The sequence below is a fragment of the Niallia circulans NBRC 13626 genome (assembly GCF_001591585.1).
GTDB lineage: Bacteria > Bacillota > Bacilli > Bacillales > Cytobacillaceae > Niallia > Niallia circulans.
Genome location: NZ_BCVE01000005.1, coordinates 262,458 through 281,749, shown reverse-complemented (window position 1 = coordinate 281,749; position 19,292 = coordinate 262,458). Strand labels below are relative to the sequence as shown.

Sequence of the window (19,292 nt, the reverse complement as noted above, 5' to 3'; positions counted from 1 at the left end):
AGTGAGATCATCCGACTCATAAGAACCGTCCTTTTATGTACCAATCTGATATATCTTTCTTGGTCTTCCTCTTGTAAGAGGAACTTCTTCGCCGATTATTTTGGCTAGTCCTTGTTCTTTTAAATTTGTCAGTATTCTTCTAGCATTTCTTGGTGTCATTTTGAGCCATTCAGCTACGTCTGATGCAGTTATTGCATGTTTTCCAGTATTTTTTTGGATAGAGATCAATTTGTTATAGGTGCTAATAGTCACTCCTGCTTTTTTGAGTTTATTGCTAAGCTCTTCATCTGTCACCCTGTAATTAAATCCTATGGTTTGATTTTGCTGAAGTGGACCAGTAATATTTCCTATATCATCGACAAGAAAACCGGTATAGGTTCCATATGCCTCTGCATGTTCCAGTGCTAGAATGGCGTTTTTCTCCGCAATCATGGCGGTATCCCCATAACCAATTCCGACATTTGCTTTAGAATCTGTAAGCAGCTCTATCTGAGAAAGAAGGGAAATTCCTTGTTGACCGTTTCTTTCAATCGAGCCCCTTGTCGAGAAAATAATAAAGCTGCCGATACCTGTCGTAATAAAAGACCCTGAAACAGATTCAGCAAAATCTAATACGGAATTTTGGATTTTTAAATTTAATCGATGTAAATCATAGGAAATCGAATCCTTTGCAGCTGTATCCATCATTTCCCCAATTTTTATCATCATGACTGCAATTTGGGAATTACGGAAATGGAGCTTTTCCCATTTTTCAAACCCTTCGCTAATCGTTTGTTTAATATTCTCTTTTGTGGCAGTCACTCGATAGACAGGAATATTCAGCGAAACAAGCTTGTCATAAACGGAGCGAAGGGAGGTGATGCAAATATCTACTTTCCTATTCCGAAAGAGATTAGTATGATATTCAACAATGTCATTGGTTGAGAGTCCGACATTATGTAATAAATGTAATTGGTCTAAAGGAATATGGTTTTCCTGATAAAGGTCGATAAATTGCTGTTTAAAAAAACTATCGATACTAATTTTTTCAATGTTTTTTCCATCCTTATAAAGAATATTTAATAGGATGATGGCAATAGCGCCTTGATTAAACCGTGGATAAAAAAATAATTGCTGCTGGTGAAATTTTTTCGTCAAATGGTAAGGGGTATATCCTGTACATATCCAAAAATCAACAAATTGCTGCTTTTGTTCTACAATTGCTACCGAGTCACTTGGTTCGTTATAAATACATGGAATAACTTCTAGAGTGGGCTGGAATTCTTTAGCGATATTCATTATTTTCTGGACCGAGTCTTTTGGGCCGAGCAGCCCAGCTTTTGCTTTCATGATTGCATTGCCTCCGACTATTATTTCCTCGAGTATACTATAGGAAATAAATAATGAGCAAACTGAATTTCCGTAATAATTCTGTAATAATTGGAGAGAAAAATTATGTCAGATAATCTTACAGGGTTTTTAACATGTGTTATTGACTTTGATATTTTGTCTCTCTATACTTTAATTTAAGGGTTAATTAAGGAAATATTCCGAATTTAACAAAAGAATAAAGGGGGAGGAAAAATGCAAGATATCATTACATTTGCCGCGACTGGTGATTCCTTTATCACACGTAAGCTTCCAGTCAAAACTGCATCCTATAAAGAAATTGCTGGAATTATTAATCAAGCTGATTTTCGATTTACGAATTTAGAAGTCACACTTCATCATAATGAAGGTATTCCCGGAGCAGAAAGTGGAGGTACTTGGGCGATGGGGTCTCCAGAACTTCTGTCTGATTTAAAGAATTATGGATTTAATACCCTTGCATGGGCGAATAATCATACCTTGGATTATTCTATTGATGGATTGAAAGCGACAGAAAAATACTTAAATAAGTCAGGCTTTGTACATGCAGGTGCTGGACAGAATTTGGCCTATGCGAGTGAACCCAGATATCTAGAGACAGATCCTGGCAGAGTTGCCTTAATATCAGCCACATCCACCTTTCATGAGTCATGGGTAGCAGGAGAGCAACGCCCAGATATGATGGGAAGACCTGGCATTAATCCACTACGTTATAAAACCACCCACCAGATTACACCTGAAAATATGAATACTTTAAAGCAAATAGCCTCAACCACTTATATAAATGCAGCTCAAGAATTATCCATTAAAGAAGGCTTTCTTTTAAGAAGAACCGATGGGATTTTTTCTTTTGGAGACTACTTATTCGAAGAAAGCAAAGAAGAAGGACAAACGACTACACCGGATGAAAGAGATATGGAACGGATCATAAGAAGTATTAAACAGGCCAAAAGACAAGCTCGCTATATTATTGTAAGTATTCATGCTCACGAAATGAGAAAAGGAGATAAGGAACTACCTGCTCAGTTTTTGGAGAAGTTTGCTCGAAGATGCATTGATGAAGGAGCACATGCTGTCATTGGTCACGGTCCGCATGTATTAAGAGGAATAGAAATTTATAAAAATCGTCCGATATTTTACAGCTTAGGTAATTTTATTTTTCAAAATGACACTGTACCTTATTTACCAACAGACTTTTATGAAAAGTATCAATTAAGTCATACGGATAATGTCGCAGATGCACTAGATAAAAGAAGTAAAAATAACACAATTGGGTTTGGGACAAATCATAAAATTTGGGAATCGGTTATTCCAGTTTGGACAATGGAAAAAGGTGAATTATCAGAACTAAAGCTCTACCCAGTGGAATTAGGCTATGGGAAGAAAAGATATGAAAGAGGCTGGCCGGTTCTATCCGATAATCAGGACATATTGCAAAGACTTGCTAAACTTTCTGAGCCATATGGTACGCAAATCAATCTAGAAGGAAATATAGGGATCATTCGTTTAAAAGAGCATACAACCGCAATTTGAAAAGACAGAATATTTTTAAAATAGAGGAAAAAGCTTTTAAGTTCTTAATAAGGAGTGTATTTCAATATAAGATGTCCATTTAGAATGGATCGATGTAAGCAGGAAGTGCCTTCGGAAATTACAAATTAACGATAAACATGTTGTTGCTTTTCATTTATATGATTGATTAAAAAGTGAGAGAGGAGTGCAGATTTCATGACAAATGTTGAGCAGAAAACAGAGGGGGTTACCAAGAAGGTGGGGCAAGTATATAAACTACTTGCTGAGAATGAGCAAGTCCAAAAAGCACTAGAGTTTTTAGAAGAGGATAATGAAGCAACAACTGAGGAACAAATTGAACTGACGGAAATAGAGGCACCAACTTTTGAAGAAAAGGAAAAAGGAGAATGGTATAAAAAGAGATTAGAAGCGTTAGGTGTTAGGGAAGTAACTACAGATGAAGTAGGAAATGTTTTTGGTGTGCTGCCAGGAAGCGGGAAAGGTCCTTCCTTAGTTGTTTGTGCTCATTTAGATACCGTGTTTCCAAGAGGGACAAATGTAAAGGCAGTCCGCAAAAACGGATTAATTTATGCTCCGGGGATTTGTGATGATGGAAGAGGGTTAGCTGTTGTTTTAACCATTATTCGAGCGCTTGCTGTGGCGGGGATAAAGACAGAAGGGGATCTTATTATTGGTGCCACAGTGGGGGAAGAAGGACTGGGAGATTTAAGAGGGGTGAAATCATTATTTGAAAGTCGTCAAGATATAGATGGTTTTATCTCGATTGAGCCTGGGGATCCAAGTCGTATCACTTATTTAGGCACAGGAAGCAAAAGATTTAATGTTTTATTTAAAGGACCTGGTGGGCATAGCTTTGGGAATTTCGGTATTCCAAGTCCCATTCATGCATTAGGGCGAGCAATTGCCAAAATTTCTGACCTAGCGACACCTATTGAACCAAAGACGACGTTTAATGTAGGCATGATAAAGGGAGGAACATCTGTTAATACGATTGCGGAAACAGCGGAAATGCTAGTTGATTTACGTTCGAATTCACAAGAAGAACTTGAAATAATCGAAAGTAAATTTTTACATTTGATGGAGCAAGCAAAAGAAGAAGAAAATGCTCGCTGGAATGTGGAAGCACAAGTTAGTCTTCAGATAGAAAAGGTAGGTGATCGTCCAGCGGGATCACAAGATAAAAATAGTGTCATTGTGCAAGCTGCTCAATGTGCGACAGCAGCGCTAGGGTTTGAACCGATTCTAGATCAGGCGAGTAGCACTGATTCGAACGTTCCTATTCATTTAGGGATTCCAGCCTTAACGCTCGGCGGCGGTGGGGAAGGTGGAGGATTCCATACATTGCAGGAATATTATAACCCTGCCGGCGCTTATACTGGGGCACAAAAAATATTATTAACAATTCTCGGCTTAGTTGGATTAGAACAGGTTACCGCTCCACTATTGGAGAAAGGTAAATAAAATCTTAAATGGCTGCTTAACTTTGGTAAGCAGCCAAGTGTAGCTAATCGAGGTATTAAAGAAACGGCTGAAGTAGTGGCAAGATCCATTTGAAAGGCTTAGGAGCAGATGGAGAATTAGTCGCAATAGAAGAAAATCCGATTGATCAATAATGGGGAAGTGACTCTTTTTCGTCAAAAATTCGTTACGGTATGCAAGAGGGATCGCTAATAATAAAAGGGCTCTTCTTGATAGAATGGTGCTATGCATACATATTAAGCAGTAGTTGAAGAACTATCGATTAATCTGATTTTTTTTAGTACTTTTAATAAGTAAAGTTTTTTTGTTAATATTATGATGAATATAAATATTAGGATTTTAAAATAAATGCTTTAGAAAGGGAAAGCATGTTGAAGAAAAAAGTAGTTTTGATATTTGCTTTAGTAATTCTGTTAATAGGAGGCTGCTATTATTTATTTATCTATTTTCCTTATCAATCTTCCAAAGATTTTTTCGGCTTCCCCGTTCCTAGAAATGCTGAAATAATTAGAGTAAATGAAACGACAAAAACTTATAAATGGTCAAGCGCATCAGAAGAACATGGTATTCCCTTTGGATATGCAAAAGCCATACAATCATATGGTTGGAAAAAGGGAGAACAAGAGGGAGCTTTGGTTTATTATAGCAACGGAGAGCATCAAATCATATTGATTTCTTTAACAGAAATAATAAGCATCGAAAAAGTAAAGTAAGAAAATAAAGGAAAAGTGAAATGGAGAAAAAGAGCTATTCTAAATGGAGTTGTGGCTTTTTTGGGAGTTAAAATATATAAGTCTAACCGACGGCATAGGTGGAAAAAATACAAGAATCGACTATAAAATATTTTTCCAAATAAATGAAACTAATTAGCTCTTTAAAACGTATTCTTAAGTAGCAATTGTTAAACAATAGATGTGGAGGTGTAAAAATGATATTTTTATGGCTATTTGCCCCAGTGGTAATTGTGGTGGGACTTGTACTATTTTTCGCAAAGAAATCTGGAATGACTGCACCTGACGAAAATAAACAAGCAGATAAATTAGGAGAAATAGTCCATTATAATCGAGTTAATTCAAGTAGTGGTCCAGGAGGAAATAGTTGAATAAATGAGAGTAGAAGAATCAAAAGGACAGTTCTTGTGAGAATTTATAATAATCACAAGAACCGTCCTTTTTGTGAAGTGGAGGGCGGGGAGTACTAGAACCGTCCCTCCGAGGTCATTACTTAATCACGACATATTCTAAATTAACTAGTTTTGCATAGGTGATAATTTGATCGGTTGTTAGGTTTAGAGAAACGACTGTATGGTGGCCGCCACCGTTTTCGATCCATGCCTTTACGCCGTCTTGAAAATTTGGTTTGATATTCCATAATACCCGAGCTACTGGAAGATTTGGGGCTGGAACGGTTGGTTCGAATGCGGATACTTCATTGATTAAAAGCTTGTAATGAGTACCGAAGTCAGCCATGGAAACAACAACTCCATCTCCTGCTTTTCCATCAAATACTAATCGAGCTGGATCCTCGCGATTGCCAATCCCTAATGGAGATACAATAATTTTCGGTTTATTGCTTGCTAAAGTTGGATCGACTTCGAGCATATGTGATTGAAGTGCGGCTTCTTGACCAACTGCTAATTCATAGGTGTAATCCTCCATAAAGCCTGTTGACTCGTTATGGCTCATTACTTTTAGAAGGCGATCAAGTGCAGCGGTTTTCCAATCGCCTTCGCCGGCGAATCCATAGCCTTGCGCCATTAAACGCTGGACAGCAAGACCAGGGAGCTGTTTCATGCCATATAAATCCTCAAAGTTTGTGGTAAAAGCGTTGTATCCACCTTCATCAAGGAAGCGTTTAATGGCAATTTCATAGCTTGCCTGCACTTTTACGCTAGCTTCCCAATCTTCCTTATTATAGCTTCCGTAGTCAAAGTCATATAGTTCTTCATATTGTGCAAATAAATCATTTATTTCATTTTCGTTTACTTCATTTACATATTGAACAAGGTCGCCGATTCCAAAATAATCAACGGTCCAGCCAAATTGTATTTGTGCTTCGATTTTATCTCCTTCTGTCACCCCGACATTACGCATGTTGTCGCCAAATCGCGCAACCTTAATTTGAAAGCTTTCGTTATAAGCGACAGCTACGTCCATCCAATCAGCAATTTGCTGCTGTACTTTTGCGCGCTGCCAGTGGCCAACCACTACTTTATTTTGTTTTTTCAAACGTGCATTAATGAAACCGTACTCTCGATCCCCATGAGCTGCTTGATTTAGATTCATAAAGTCCATATCAATTGTATCCCATGGAATGCTTTCATTGTATTGTGTTGCTAAATGAAGCAAGGGCTTTTGTAATAGCTTGGTGCCGCGAATCCACATTTTCGCAGGGGAGAAAGTGTGCATCCAGGTGATAACACCAGCTACTTCATCTCGGTAGTTAACTTCTTTCATCATCTTTGTAATGGTATCTGCGCTCACTGCTAAATCTTGCAAAACAAGCGGATAAGGGAGCAGACCACTTTCATTTAAAGTGTCTGTCATTGTTTGTGCATGGGCTTTGACTTCCTTTAACGCTTCTTCGCCGTATAGATGCTGGGATCCTACAACAAACCAAAATACTTTATTAGTTGACATGCTATTTCCCTCTTTCTAATAATAGTTTAGTAGCTTAATATTACTTTTGACCATAATAAGCATTCTTTCCATGCTTTCGTAAATAGTGTTTATCCAAAATACGCTGCGGCAATTCTTTGGAAAAATGGTTTAATTCTCTTGTAAATAAATTCATCTTGGCCACTTCATCCAACACGACACTGTTCATAACAGCTGATTTAGCATCTTTTCCCCAAGTGAAGGGACCATGACCATGCAGCAAAACGCCAGGGATTGCTAAGATGTCTAATCCCCGTTCTTCGAAAGTTTCAATGATTACTTTACCAGTCTCTGCTTCATAACCACGATCAATTTCTTCTTGTGTTAAAAAGCGAGCACATGGTACAGCACCATAAAAAGTATCAGCGTGTGTAGTTCCCAGAGCGGGAAGATCAAGTCCTGACTGAGCCCAAATGGTTGCCCAAGTGGAATGAGTATGGACAATTCCGCCGATTTCTTGATAATGTTTATAAAGAACAGCGTGAGTAGCTGTGTCAGAGGAGGGATTCAACGTTCCTTCTACAACATTTCCCTCTAAATCTATTACGACCATATCGCTTGGCTGCATTGTTTCATAATCAACCCCGCTAGGTTTAATCACGAATAAACCACTTTCGCGATCAATGGCGCTGGCGTTTCCCCATGTGTATTTCACGAGTCCCTGCTTAGGTAATTCCAAATTTGCGAGAAAAACTTCCTCTTTCAGCTTTTCTAACATGTAAATCCCTCCAATTATCCTTTAGAGAATCAAATTTTCGATTGCAGCTTTTTCGATTGCTAGCCCTTTTTTATAGCGTTCGATAAATTCTTCAAAGCCTTCTACGTCAAAGCGGTCTGGATAAATCGTCTGTTTATCTACCTCTTTAAATACTCTTTTGTCGAGATAATCTTCTAAACTATCATGCTCGTTATTATTTAACATATAAGAAGCGAGAATAGCGATTCCCCATGCGCCGCCATCTCCAGCAGTATCCATGACAGAGACAGATGTGTTCATTGCAGCTGCCACAATTTTTTGTCCCACGACAGGCGTTTTGAATAAACCGCCATGTCCTAAGATGCTGTCTATGGTAACATTTTCTTGTTTGGTCAAAATATCCATTCCGATTTTTAAAGCTCCAAAGGCCGTAAAGAGATGGGTTCTCATAAAGTTTGCTAAATTAAAATTGCTCTCTGGCGAACGGACGAATAAGGGACGGCCACTTTCTAAACCAGTGATATTTTCACCTGAAAAATAGCCGTAGCTTAGCAATCCGCCACCATCTGCATCCGCTTTCAAAGAAGTGTTTAATAAAACATGGAACAATTTGTCCATTTCTACCTTTTGTCCCATTGCTTCTGAAAATTCGCGGAATAGGCGCATCCAGGCATTTAAATCACTCGTACAGTTATTGGCATGGACCATTGCAACTGGAGATCCATCTGGAGTTGTGACAATATCAATTTCTGGGTGAACGGCTGAAAGGTCTTTTTCTAATACAATCATGGCAAAAACAGAAGTTCCAACGGAGACGTTTCCAGTCCGTTTCTTCACGCTGTTGGTTGCAACCATCCCTGTACCGGCATCTCCTTCTGGAGGACATAGGGGAATACCTGGTTGTAAATTCCGTGAACGATCCAGAATTTTTGCGCCGATTTCTGTTAATTTTCCGGCTTGTTCTCCGGCTATAGCGACTTTTGGAAGGATATCCTTCAGTTTCCAAGGGTATTCTTTTGCAGCAATTAATGCATCGAATTGTTCTATCATTGATTCATTATAATCTTGCGTTGTTTCATCAATTGGGAACATACCGGAAGCATCGCCAATGCCGATGACCTTTTGACCAGTTAATAACCAATGAATATATCCAGATAAAGTAGTAATATGGTCGATACGCGGGATATGCTGTTCATTATTCCAGATAGCTTGGTAAAGATGTGCAATACTCCATCTTTCTGGAATATTGAATTGGAATACATCAGTTAATTTTTTTGCAGCAGTACTTGTGGTAGTATTGCGCCAAGTTCGAAATGGAACAAGTAGTTCACCAGTATGATCAAAGGCTAAATAGCCATGCATCATCGCAGAAAACCCGATCGAACCAACTGTGCGAATAGTTACCCCATAATTTCGTTCAACCTCTTGTTTCATTTCACTATAAGCTGTTTGTAAACCAGTAATAATGTCCACTAAATTGTACGTCCAAAAACCATCTTCTAAAAGATTCTCCCACTCATAACTTCCAGTTGCGATGGTTTCAAAACGGTTGTTAATTAAGACAGCTTTGATTCGCGTGGAACCGAATTCAATTCCAAGTGAGGTTGCCCCCTCAACAATATCTTGTTTGGTATTTGCTCGATTATTTTTCATATATTCCCTCCTTGACAGCGGTTTCGTAATCAGTGGAGATAATGGTGTTTATTAATATCATTTTTATACCTATACTTTATAATGTGTACGTACATTTGTCAAATGTATTTATAGATGTTCATACAAATAAAAAGAATTATGAATAGCCTTATTACTATTAATACTAGCCTGAATATAAATTTATGTATATTCGTATAAAAAATTGTCGGAAAAGTAAAATGGCATTAGCTGTGTTTAATTTGTATGCACTAATATGCATTGTTTTGTTTCTGTAGCAGTTATGCTAAAATATGACCATACAAATACCAGATCGTCATTACATTGAAGGAAGTGCATTAAATGAAATTAAAGTATCAGATCATCATTGATGATATAAAAAGTAAAATTCTTTCTGGAGATTATCAGGTTGGAGAACAAATTCCTACTGAATCAATCTTGCAGGAAATGTATAAAGTTAGCCGTCATACGGTGCGAAAAGCAATCTTGGAATTGTCTAATGACGGATTTCTCCGAAGTGAAAAAGGATCTGGTACCTATGTAAGTAACTACTATCAATTAAAAGGGAATGGAAAATCCAAAAGGAAAACAATTGGTGTTATTACTACCTATATATCTGATTATATCTTCCCTTCCATTATTCGAGGAATTGAAAGTCGGTTAAATGCAGAAGATTATTCTTTATTATTAGCAAGCACAAACAATGATGTGGAACAAGAAAAGAAGGCATTAGAAATGATGCTGGCATTTGGAGTAGACGGTTTAATTGTTGAGCCGACAAAAAGTAATTTATACAATCCAAATATTGCTTACTATCTATCCTTTAAAGAGCAAGATGTTCCATTCATTATGGTCAATGCCTATTATGAAGAACTAGAAGTGCCATTCTTCTGTCTTGATGATGTGAAATCTAGCTATCTTGCAACAAATGAATTAATCGCAAAAGGGCATACAAAAATTGGCCTTATAGCAAAAATGGATGACTTACAAGGAAAGTTTCGTATGAAGGGATACATAAAAGCATTAGGAGAAGCAAAGCTGCGTTTTCAAGCAGAGCATGTTTATTCTTTTACAACCGAAACAAAGCCTGATTTAAATGTAAAATTAAAGGAATTTCTACAGGAAAACATGGATGGAATGACAGCGATTGTCTGCTATAACGATGAGGTAGCGTTAGAGGTTGTTCATGTATGCAGAAAACTGAACATCGCCATTCCAGACCAATTATCGATTATTGGTCAGGACAATTCCTATATGGCAAAAAACGCTAATATCAAGTTGACTACTTTAACACATCCGCAAGAAAAAATGGGACAAGATGCAGCAGAATGGATCATTAAGAAACTACAAGGCAAAAAAGATTTGAAAAACGAAAACTATTATCAACCAGAACTCATCCAAGGAGAAACAGTGAAAGGTCTGATATAGGATGCAGAGTGGCGGTTTCCACGCAAAAAGGTTCCCCAGCCCTAAAGGAAAAGGACTGGGGGAATATATAAGTAATTAACCATTTTGGGGAAAGGGAGAGCTTTACTATATTTGCAAAATAAGCTATTTCGTTTTTAAAGTGATTAGTCCAATGCTCGGAGTATTGAATAATCGAAATGAAGCAAACCATGGACCAGTTACCCCTAACCCACCATTTACATATTGTGTATGATTTTTTACAGTATGAACCCCTGTTACATTTACCTTTCCTGGAAATAATCCATAATTCGGTGCATAGAGAGGACCGATAATTGGTAGTTTGAATTGGCCGCCATGTGTATGACCATTAATGCTCAAATCCCAATGTCTCCATTCTTTATCGGTATCCTTTAAAGAGGTTATCCGATAATCATGGAGTGTAGTGCTTTCTTTATCAATTTCTGTAGGGCGATGCGAGATTTCAATGGTGAAAGGCTCGTTCTGCTGTAGGTAACGAAGCTCAAATTCTTTCCTTGCTTCTATTAAGTGATAGGGGATTTTATCTGCCCCTACTTCATTTATTCCAGCATATGGATTGGTTTTTAACCAAATAGACTCATCACCTTTTTTTAGTTCCTGACCAGGATATAATGGCTTCACTCCATATTTCATAAATAATTTATAAAATGGGTTGCTTTTTGTCAGTGCTGCTGTACTATTATCAGCATCTTTGTCTCCTAAAATATAGTACATTTCTTTCTTTTGTGGCATTCCTTGTAATAGGTGTTCGAGTGGTTGTAAATTTTCTTCTTCGGAAATATAATCCCCTGTGAAAACAACTAAATCATATTGTTGCTTTTTTATTAAATGAATCAGCTTCTGCTGATCTTTTCCGAATTCCTTTCCTTTCAAATCAGAAATCTGTAAAATATTGAAATGATCAAATGCTGCTGGCAAACGGTGGTTGACAATCGTTACCTTATCTACTACCACGCGATTGTTATCCCAAATAATTCCTATAATTAACAAGGTGAGTGCTGTCATTATAACCCAAAAAGGTTTTAGCTTTTTCATTTCTATTCTCCTATTGCCTGATTATTTTTTTGTAGCTTTTTTCTGTCAAAATAAAGAGAAATCCATAAATAATTATAAAAACAATGGCCGCAAAAAGACCACATCCTATCACCACAAGCCAGTCATCCATGGCTGCGATTCCTATTAATTTCATTACTAGTGGCAAAGCCATTGTAAGATGCAAGAGAGCGACTGCTAACGGGGTAAAAAACATAATCCAAGTTTGTTGCCGAATCGTTTTCGTCATTTCTCTATCGCTCATTCCGACCCTTTTCATAATGACAAAACGCGTACGATCATCGTAGCCTTCGGAAATCTGCTTATAAAAAATCATTAATGCTGTTTCCGCGAATAAAACAGTACTAATAAATATTCCGAGAAATAATAGGCCGCCAAATCGTACTAATAAAGATTCTTTATAAATGGATTTTGCTTCGACATAGATATTTTCGATGGATTCTGCCTCGTCAGTGATTGCGTGGGAAAGCTTATTCACTGCATCTGGATCTCCTTGTAAAGCGATGTCTTGGAAGCTTTCCGCAGAATCGGGCAATCCAATTTGGTTTGTGAATCTGCTGTTTAGTGGTGCAATAACATAAATCCATTTATTCTCCGGGTTAGTAGATAAGGAGGTGTCTATTGGAAGCTCTTCGATGAGTTTATTCACTTTGAATTGGTGATCAGCTAAGTGAATACTTTGTAGTGGAGTTGTTTTCTCATTCCTTAAAAGCAGTACCTCATCATCAGCCAAGGAAACCTGTTGGTTTGTTAACCTGTTATAGTCGTTCAAGGGTAAAATAAACACAAAGTCGTCCTTCCCATCACCCGTTAGATCAGCAGCAAACTTTCCTCCTTGATAAGAAGTAATAGAGGTAATCTTGACTTTAAAAGCGTCTGCACTTTTTTCTATAAAGGTTTTCAGCTTTGTTTGTTCCGTATTGGATTCTCCACTGCTGCTAATTTTTATATCATACGGAAAACTGTTCGTTAGTATTGTGTTAATGCCCATATATAAAGAAAGTGTTATGGTCATAACCATCAATGTTCCAGTACTTAAAATCGTAATATTGGAGAGGCCAACTGCATTTTGTTTCATTCGATAAAGCATGGTAGATATTAACGTGAAATTATTTTTGCTATAATAAAGGTTTTCCTTACTGCGCAGGGCTTTTAGCAGGGCAATACTAACAGCTATAAAAAGCAAATAGGTAGCTATCGTTACAAATCCGATAGCTAGCAGCATGGAATATAAGTCATTTTTCGGGTCTTTTACGGTAAAGGATAGAATATATCCAACTATTAAAAGCACTCCACCAAGCATAGCAGCTATTAATCTTGTTTTTGGCTCCTTTTCGCCAGCTTCGGCACCCTTCATTAAATCGATTATAGGAACGGAAAGGAGTTGTTTTTTATTAAATAAGTATAGGATAAAAAAGATAACAAAAAACGTAGCGATTGTTTTGAAACATGCTCCTAATGATATAGTGCTTACAGTCAAGGGAACATCCATGATGGCCGACATGGCTAATCCTGCCAATTTATTGAAAATAAGGCCTATTAATATACCACTCGTAATTGTTAAGCTTGCAATGATATTATTTTCTAGCAGCAATAGTCTTTGGATATGTTTTCTCTCAAGTCCCAATAAATGATAGAGGCCAAATTCCTTCTTCCGCCATTTCAAAATAAAGCTATTTGTGTACAGTAAGAAAAAGACAGAAAGAACCGTAAATAATAGACTGCCAAATTTCATAACGTCTATGGTGAAGTTCCCTCCGGAAATAGACTTTAATGTTTCGTCTGTCACTAAGTTATTGATGGTATAGTACAAAGAGATGATAACCGTGCAGGTTAGTAGATAGGGAAGGTACATTTTCCGATTTGTTGTAATGTTAGTTACAGCTAATTTGATAAAGACTTTTTTACCCATAAATGTCACCTCTAGCAGCTTTTGCTGCCTGTACTTCGAAGATTCTCTGTATCATATCTTCCTCGGAATGTGTTTTGCGAATTTCTTGTTCCATTTTTCCGTCCTTGATAAATAACACACGGCTTGCCTTACTTGCTGCATGAACGCTGTGTGTGACCATAATAATTGTTTGACCTTTTTCATGAAATAACTGAAATAAATCCAATAGCTCATCTGCGGAGCGAGAATCTAATGCCCCGGTTGGTTCATCTGCTAAAATTAAGCTTGGCGATGTGATAAGCGCCCTTGCGACAGCAGCTCTTTGTTTTTGTCCCCCAGATACTTCATAAGGGTACTTTTCTAAAATGGAGTCTATTCCTAATGTTTTCGCCAACGGCTTAAGTCTTTCTTTCATTTCTGCTACAGACTTATTGGCTAATACAAGCGGTAGAAAAATATTATCTTTTAGACTAAATTGATCGAGTAATTGAAAATCCTGAAAGACAAATCCTAAATGTTCTCTGCGGAATGCTGCCATTTCATCATTTTTGATTTGTTTATAATCTGTCCCGTGTAATATTACATGTCCTTCTGTGACATCCTCTAATGATGCTAATATATGGAGTAATGTTGACTTCCCTGAACCGGATTCCCCCATAATAGCAATATGCTCCCCTTTGTGAACAGTGAAGCTTATATCTGCCAATGCCTCTACCTTTGCGCCAAGCCGGGGTTTATAAACTTTTTTGACATTTTTCACTTGTAAAATTTCCATCATCATACCTCCAACAATAAAAAGCAGCTTATTATTTCGTACTTTAATCATACGGAATAATAAGCTGCTTTTTATTTGCTCTATCTAACAATTATCTTCTTTTTTTCTTCTAAAATTCTTACGAAATTCATACGGTGAGAGGGATGATGACTTTGAATAGAATATGTTGGTCTTCGCTTTTCGCCGTAATGGTACCATGATGTTGTTCGATAATTTGCTTAGCGATTGCTAATCCTAATCCTGTGCCGCCATTTCTAGAGGATCTAGAGGTATCCAAACGAAAGAATTGTTCAAAAATCCGATCTAATTTTTCTTGTTCGATTGGATAACTTTGATTGCTAAATTGAATCACAGCATTACCGTTATCCTGCGTAACGGAAACAATGATGCTGCTATTTTCCAAGCTATAATGCACAGCATTACTAAGGAGGTTATCAAATACTCGTTGAATCTTCTCTGTGTCACAAACGATTTCTACATCCTTGCTTCCGTCCAACTGATACGTTACATTTTTCCTTTTTAAGGCTGGCTGCAGCTCAAATAGTAACTGCTCGAGCATAAAGGAAATATTCACTTTGCTGTAATTTAACGAGACATTAGCTAAGTTAAAGCGGGTAATTTCGAAAAACTCATTGATTAAATCGTCTAACCGCTCTGCGTTATGGAGTGTAACTTGGATAAACTTTTGATGCATCTCATCTGAAATGCTTCTCTCATCCCGCAACAGTGTTAAATATCCGATAATGGAGGAAATAGGTGTTTTTAAGTCATGTGCTAAATAAACAATTAAATCATTTTTTCGCTGCTCAATTTCTTTCCTGGCCTGCTCCTTTTCCCGTAATGCTAATTGCAATCTTTCTATGCTCTCTTCCGTATCTTTTAATATGCCTGGTAGCGGGAAACGGTCTTTCTCTTGATCTTCTTCCAAGCTTATTGTCTCAAAATTTGCTGAAAGGGTAGCTAAATAAGCTATTAATTGTCTTCGCTGAAAATAAATAATAGCAATAATACAAAAGATAAAAAGTAGTGGAGCGAGGGTTAAAATTCGGTTACTAAGCCATTTTAGCGCGGTCCCTAACATCCCATTAAAGAGTTGCTCACTATCTGCTTTTAGGATGAGAACAGAGAGGAGGAATATAACCGCAAAGCAGAAAAGTGCAAGGATAAAAAAACGAATTCTTAAATAATGGCTAATTTGCTTTTGCTTTGCTTGTTTATTCAACTTTATACCCCACTCCCCAAACGGTTTTAATAAATTTCGGCTTTTTGACAGGCTCCTTGAGTTTTTCTCGCAGTCTCGCAATATGTGCCATAACCGTATTGTTGTTTTCTAAAAACTTCTCTCCCCAAACATTCTCAAACAGTTCTTCAGAGGGAATGACTTTGCCCTGATTTTCGGCTAAATACCACAGGATGGAAAACTCAATTGGAGTTAAATCGATTGGTTCCCCAAATAAAGAACAGGTGTGGGTTGCTTTGTTTATTTTTAATCCTCTAATATCATGCTCCTCGACCTGCTGTTTTCCTGTTTTTTCGTTGTAGCTCGTATAACGACGCAAAACAGTTTTCACTCTAGCCATTACCTCGAGAGGATTAAAAGGTTTCGTAATATAATCATCAGCACCAATTGTTAAACCGGTAATTTTATCGAAATCCTCTATTTTGGCTGTTAACATAATGATGGGATAGTAGTATTTTTCTCGAATTTTCTGGCATAATTCAAACCCATCGACATTAGGTACCATTACATCTAATATGGCTAGATCGTACTCTGTATTTTCAATATACTCTAAGGCAAGCTGCCCATCATGAACGGTTGTAACGATGTATCCTTCATTTCTTAAATATAGCTCTAATAATTTCGACAGATCCTCTTCATCTTCAACAAGTAGTATTTTTCGACTCATTTTCTATCTCCTTTTTGGTTTAAACATGATAAATGCTAGGGATGTGGAGTGGAAATATAAATTTACTATACCAAATAATAGGACGAGAGGGGAACTGTCCTTTTGCGTCTTTTTTTACTGAAAGTCTTTCCTAAAAGGGAAAGATAGTATTTAATAGAAATATGGGTAGATATGGGTGAATATACTAAACTATCCATTTTTGTTGTGTTCAAAAAAGAGGAGGAATGGCATGGGCTTTAAAGATGAATTAAAACATGAAATGCGGAATTTAAAAAAGGATATAGAGAAAGAGGTTCAAAAGAGTTGGACCGTTCATTATAAAGGACATGTGATAGAAGTGATCAATCAAATGAAAGAAGAGTTGCTTATCATTGACGGGATAACGGTAGCCCAAAATAAACGGAAATCAATACTATCGCATATTATTCCTTATACAAAGCTATCGGGAGTCCTCACTTTGGAAGATGGGAAAAAGCATAAAGTCTCTGTAAAAATTGGTGGCTACGTAAGTTTAAACTGCAGCATCAAAATTGATAATGAGACTGTTCTGCAGGAATCCGAAAAACTTGAATTTCTGCCCTGGGACCATAAAGAGAAAATAGTTCCGTTTATTCAACGACAAGTTCTAGAAAATAATAGAATAGTAGAAAATACTCTACCAGATGATACGTACTTTTTTGGAGAAGATAATCCACCATTGGAGCCAGGGTTATTTGATATAATCGTGAATGAACCGAAAACGCCATTTTTTGTGAGTAAGCTGATGAAGCTTTTTAAAGAACAGCTGGAACAACCCACTATAAAAACAAGAAAGGCGACATATGATCAAATTATTTTTGACCATATTGCCATCTATCGAGATGAGCTTCTTGACCAGTTAGGGCAAGCAGAATTGGATGAACACATGGCACAGCAAGAGGCATTATGGCTATTAGAGCATGCTGCACATAGAGATGTTGTTAAATTTGCTATTCTGGTTCTCGGGTTTACGAACTGTGAGGAATATCAGGAGCTCTTATATACAATCGGCTTGCACGATGAGTTTACCCCATATGCTATATTCGCTATAAGAAGCGGAGGGAAGGGAGTAAATGATCAAATATGGAAACTAGTTCAATCTGTCCAAGGGATTGGTAAAATGACAGCGATTGAGCTAGTGGAAGCGAAAACGCCAGAAATGAAGTATTGGCTGCTTACAAAAGGATGTGAAAATAGGAAATTTGCTGATTTCCTAGCGCATCGTTGTGCAGTAAAGGGAGAGCTAGATGTTGCGCTCTACGAAGTGAATATTTCCAAGGAGCTATACACGGGAGCGGCTATGATTATAGAAGGCTTATTAGACGATGAAAATCAAGACGGCATGGATCAATATCCTTACGCCAGTGCTGTAATGACTCGCTTCCTTCACCACGCCGCAACCCACTGTGAAAGCTTGGAGGATTTTTATCCGATAATGAAAATAAGCGAATTTGTTCATGCCGAAGATGACATTTGGGAAGAGCGATTAAATGGACAATGGAAGCCGCATGAACGCAGGGCAATTCAAGAAGCTGTTCAACCGTTCATAGACAACCCTAAATGGTCACAGCTGGCATTGGATGTATTACAATCGAGCGAGAAGGTAGATTTCCGAGCAATGGAGATAGCTCGATTCTATCAATTAGACATTACGGCACTATTATTTGAAAAGCTGAAGAAAGAGCCGACAAACAGTATATTGTATGGTGCTATCATGGAAACAAGGGATTTACAGTCTATTCAAGATCTTTGTGCCTTCGCAGAAACACATTTTTCTATATCCAGTTTATCGCTGGAAGAACAGTATTGTCTAGAGTATATTATTCAAGATTTACATGAATTTGAGGGTGTAGGGGCTCCATTAGTCCGCGCAGCACTGGAAACTAAAAATGAGAGCTTACGCTGGCAGGGATTAAGCGTGTTGGCAGAATGGTCCCCAGCTATAAGGCAGTTACCAGAAATACAACACAGCCTTAGAACTATAATCAGCACAACAAAAGATAAAGAAGAACGGAAATTGGCCAAGCAGTTGGTGAGATGAGAACAGCAGAGAGACGGTTCTAGTGAGGGATATCTTCATTAGAACCGTCTTTTTGCTTCTTTTTTTAAATGTTTTTTTCGGTAGTTTAAAGAAGAAATGCAATATTTTTTCTTGAAGATGCTTGAGAAGTATTGGCTGTATGTGAAGCCGCATTTTTCTGAAATTGTTTGAATGGTGTTATCTGTTTTTAATAGTAAGATTCTTGCTTGCTCTAACCGATAAGAATTTAAATACTCTAATGCGGTGAATTAATAAAATAGTTTCATGTATTTAGATATTGTATTTTCATGTATGTTAAAATGAGCGGTTAATGTATCGTTTGTTAGAGGAAGATGATCATTTTCTCGTAAAAACTGAACAACCTTTTCTGCGATCACATAGCTGCTATCTTTTGCAATTCCTTGAGATTCTAAGAGATTAATTAATGAAAAAAAGCTTAATTGGATATCCCAAAATGAAAGCTCTAAGGATTCGGTTTGTACAGATGTGTATACAAAGTATTTAAATGACATGCAGGAAATCCAGAGAGTTTCACTTCTGCCATTTGTTGAAAAGGAAGGAAGCAAGTATAAGCCTTCTCTTTTATTCGATGTGTTATGAGCTCATAAAATCACGATTGGAGTAAATCGAATCCAATCAGATAGCGTTGTGTTAAATGCAATGGAGCTAATTCAGAAAGTAATTGAAAATCGTTTGTCCATTTCGCTAGAGCTCTAGTTAGTCCATATTTTCGCCAGAAAAATTATGTGCATTGTTTAAGCACGTATAAAAGCTTATATAAAAATTGCAATAATAATA

At 37.3% G+C, this 19,292-nt stretch carries 16 protein-coding genes and 1 pseudogene; 6 read left to right on the top strand and 11 right to left on the bottom strand.

Annotation, left to right across the window (positions count from 1 at the left end):
• Positions 1 to 33: 33 nt before the first annotated feature.
• The gene (locus tag BCI01S_RS08870; protein ID WP_047942108.1) at positions 34 to 1,329 is read right to left on the bottom strand and encodes a helix-turn-helix domain-containing protein; all 1,296 of its coding nucleotides are present in this window, start codon (positions 1,327 to 1,329) and stop codon (positions 34 to 36) included.
• Positions 1,330 to 1,563: 234 nt separating this feature from the next.
• Here BCI01S_RS08870 and BCI01S_RS08865 point away from each other — a divergent pair, with 234 nt between their 5' ends.
• The 4 genes from BCI01S_RS08865 to BCI01S_RS25220 all read left to right on the top strand — a co-directional run bounded on the left by BCI01S_RS08865 (position 1,564) and on the right by BCI01S_RS25220 (position 5,461).
• Entirely contained in the window at positions 1,564 to 2,880 is a 1,317-nt protein-coding gene (locus BCI01S_RS08865) for a CapA family protein (RefSeq protein ID WP_061798172.1), read from the top strand.
• 195 nt (positions 2,881 to 3,075) lie between these two features.
• On the top strand, positions 3,076 to 4,341 hold the full coding sequence (locus tag BCI01S_RS08860; RefSeq protein WP_061798170.1) for a M20/M25/M40 family metallo-hydrolase: 1,266 nt from the start codon (positions 3,076 to 3,078) through the stop codon (positions 4,339 to 4,341).
• A 386-nt stretch (positions 4,342 to 4,727) separates the two neighbouring features.
• Entirely contained in the window at positions 4,728 to 5,072 is a 345-nt protein-coding gene (locus tag BCI01S_RS08855) for a hypothetical protein (protein ID WP_061798168.1), read from the top strand.
• A gap of 215 nt (positions 5,073 to 5,287) precedes the next feature.
• Complete coding sequence (locus BCI01S_RS25220; protein WP_156485407.1) at positions 5,288 to 5,461, top strand: hypothetical protein; 174 nt, start codon at positions 5,288 to 5,290, stop codon at positions 5,459 to 5,461.
• A gap of 118 nt (positions 5,462 to 5,579) precedes the next feature.
• On the opposite strand, the gene araA is transcribed toward BCI01S_RS25220, so the two are convergent.
• Genes araA through BCI01S_RS08840 form a run of 3 tightly spaced genes read right to left on the bottom strand, consistent with a single transcriptional unit; the run spans position 5,580 to position 9,366 of the window.
• The gene (gene araA / locus BCI01S_RS08850) at positions 5,580 to 6,998 is read right to left on the bottom strand and encodes an L-arabinose isomerase (RefSeq protein ID WP_047942115.1); all 1,419 of its coding nucleotides are present in this window, start codon (positions 6,996 to 6,998) and stop codon (positions 5,580 to 5,582) included.
• Positions 6,999 to 7,038: 40 nt separating this feature from the next.
• Positions 7,039 to 7,734 (bottom strand): L-ribulose-5-phosphate 4-epimerase, encoded by a 696-nt coding sequence (locus BCI01S_RS08845; protein ID WP_047942116.1) that lies wholly within the window; start codon positions 7,732 to 7,734, stop codon positions 7,039 to 7,041.
• A gap of 21 nt (positions 7,735 to 7,755) precedes the next feature.
• The gene (locus tag BCI01S_RS08840) at positions 7,756 to 9,366 is read right to left on the bottom strand and encodes a xylulokinase (protein ID WP_061798167.1); all 1,611 of its coding nucleotides are present in this window, start codon (positions 9,364 to 9,366) and stop codon (positions 7,756 to 7,758) included.
• A gap of 339 nt (positions 9,367 to 9,705) precedes the next feature.
• Here BCI01S_RS08840 and BCI01S_RS08835 point away from each other — a divergent pair, with 339 nt between their 5' ends.
• A complete protein-coding gene (locus BCI01S_RS08835) occupies positions 9,706 to 10,791 on the top strand; it encodes a GntR family transcriptional regulator (protein WP_061798165.1) in 1,086 nt (361 codons plus the stop codon).
• Positions 10,792 to 10,914: 123 nt separating this feature from the next.
• On the opposite strand, the gene BCI01S_RS08830 is transcribed toward BCI01S_RS08835, so the two are convergent.
• From BCI01S_RS08830 to vanR, 5 genes are all read right to left on the bottom strand, one after another.
• Entirely contained in the window at positions 10,915 to 11,844 is a 930-nt protein-coding gene (locus tag BCI01S_RS08830) for a metallophosphoesterase (RefSeq protein WP_047942120.1), read from the bottom strand.
• A gap of 10 nt (positions 11,845 to 11,854) precedes the next feature.
• A complete protein-coding gene (locus tag BCI01S_RS08825) occupies positions 11,855 to 13,774 on the bottom strand; it encodes an FtsX-like permease family protein (RefSeq protein WP_061798162.1) in 1,920 nt (639 codons plus the stop codon).
• Positions 13,767 to 14,528 carry an ABC transporter ATP-binding protein gene (locus tag BCI01S_RS08820; RefSeq protein WP_047942122.1) on the bottom strand — a complete coding sequence of 254 codons (762 nt, stop codon included), beginning with the start codon at positions 14,526 to 14,528 and terminating at the stop codon, positions 13,767 to 13,769. Before BCI01S_RS08820 ends, BCI01S_RS08825 begins: the two co-directional genes overlap by 8 nt.
• Positions 14,529 to 14,655: 127 nt before the next feature.
• Positions 14,656 to 15,750 (bottom strand): sensor histidine kinase, encoded by a 1,095-nt coding sequence (locus BCI01S_RS08815; protein WP_082138317.1) that lies wholly within the window; start codon positions 15,748 to 15,750, stop codon positions 14,656 to 14,658.
• A complete protein-coding gene (gene vanR, locus BCI01S_RS08810; RefSeq protein ID WP_047942123.1) occupies positions 15,743 to 16,435 on the bottom strand; it encodes a VanR-ABDEGLN family response regulator transcription factor in 693 nt (230 codons plus the stop codon). Before vanR ends, BCI01S_RS08815 begins: the two co-directional genes overlap by 8 nt.
• Positions 16,436 to 16,664: 229 nt before the next feature.
• Here vanR and BCI01S_RS08805 point away from each other — a divergent pair, with 229 nt between their 5' ends.
• Positions 16,665 to 18,494, top strand: a complete 1,830-nt coding sequence (locus tag BCI01S_RS08805; RefSeq protein WP_061798158.1) for a hypothetical protein — start codon at positions 16,665 to 16,667, stop codon at positions 18,492 to 18,494.
• 38 nt (positions 18,495 to 18,532) lie between these two features.
• Here the strand turns inward: BCI01S_RS08805 and BCI01S_RS26335 are convergent.
• Positions 18,533 to 18,727, bottom strand: a pseudogene (locus BCI01S_RS26335) (helix-turn-helix domain-containing protein); the annotation flags it as partial.
• Between the two features lie 15 nt (positions 18,728 to 18,742).
• On the bottom strand, positions 18,743 to 19,006 hold the full coding sequence (locus BCI01S_RS08800; protein WP_141231683.1) for a hypothetical protein: 264 nt from the start codon (positions 19,004 to 19,006) through the stop codon (positions 18,743 to 18,745).
• Between the last annotated feature and the right edge of the window lie 286 nt (positions 19,007 to 19,292).

What these genes read in the sequence shown, in the direction of transcription:
- BCI01S_RS08870 (WP_047942108.1), bottom strand. Translation starts at nt 1,329, where the DNA reads ATGAAAGCAAAAGCTGGGCTGCTCGGCCCAAAAGACTCGGTCCAGAAA.
- BCI01S_RS08865 (WP_061798172.1), top strand. Translation starts at nt 1,564, where the DNA reads ATGCAAGATATCATTACATTTGCCGCGACTGGTGATTCCTTTATCACA.
- BCI01S_RS08860 (WP_061798170.1), top strand. Translation starts at nt 3,076, where the DNA reads ATGACAAATGTTGAGCAGAAAACAGAGGGGGTTACCAAGAAGGTGGGG.
- BCI01S_RS08855 (WP_061798168.1), top strand. Translation starts at nt 4,728, where the DNA reads ATGTTGAAGAAAAAAGTAGTTTTGATATTTGCTTTAGTAATTCTGTTA.
- BCI01S_RS25220 (WP_156485407.1), top strand. Translation starts at nt 5,288, where the DNA reads ATGATATTTTTATGGCTATTTGCCCCAGTGGTAATTGTGGTGGGACTT.
- araA (WP_047942115.1), bottom strand. Translation starts at nt 6,998, where the DNA reads ATGTCAACTAATAAAGTATTTTGGTTTGTTGTAGGATCCCAGCATCTA.
- BCI01S_RS08845 (WP_047942116.1), bottom strand. Translation starts at nt 7,734, where the DNA reads ATGTTAGAAAAGCTGAAAGAGGAAGTTTTTCTCGCAAATTTGGAATTA.
- BCI01S_RS08840 (WP_061798167.1), bottom strand. Translation starts at nt 9,366, where the DNA reads ATGAAAAATAATCGAGCAAATACCAAACAAGATATTGTTGAGGGGGCA.
- BCI01S_RS08835 (WP_061798165.1), top strand. Translation starts at nt 9,706, where the DNA reads ATGAAATTAAAGTATCAGATCATCATTGATGATATAAAAAGTAAAATT.
- BCI01S_RS08830 (WP_047942120.1), bottom strand. Translation starts at nt 11,844, where the DNA reads ATGAAAAAGCTAAAACCTTTTTGGGTTATAATGACAGCACTCACCTTG.
- BCI01S_RS08825 (WP_061798162.1), bottom strand. Translation starts at nt 13,774, where the DNA reads ATGGGTAAAAAAGTCTTTATCAAATTAGCTGTAACTAACATTACAACA.
- BCI01S_RS08820 (WP_047942122.1), bottom strand. Translation starts at nt 14,528, where the DNA reads ATGGAAATTTTACAAGTGAAAAATGTCAAAAAAGTTTATAAACCCCGG.
- vanR (WP_047942123.1), bottom strand. Translation starts at nt 16,435, where the DNA reads ATGAGTCGAAAAATACTACTTGTTGAAGATGAAGAGGATCTGTCGAAA.
- BCI01S_RS08805 (WP_061798158.1), top strand. Translation starts at nt 16,665, where the DNA reads ATGGGCTTTAAAGATGAATTAAAACATGAAATGCGGAATTTAAAAAAG.
- BCI01S_RS08800 (WP_141231683.1), bottom strand. Translation starts at nt 19,006, where the DNA reads ATGTCATTTAAATACTTTGTATACACATCTGTACAAACCGAATCCTTA.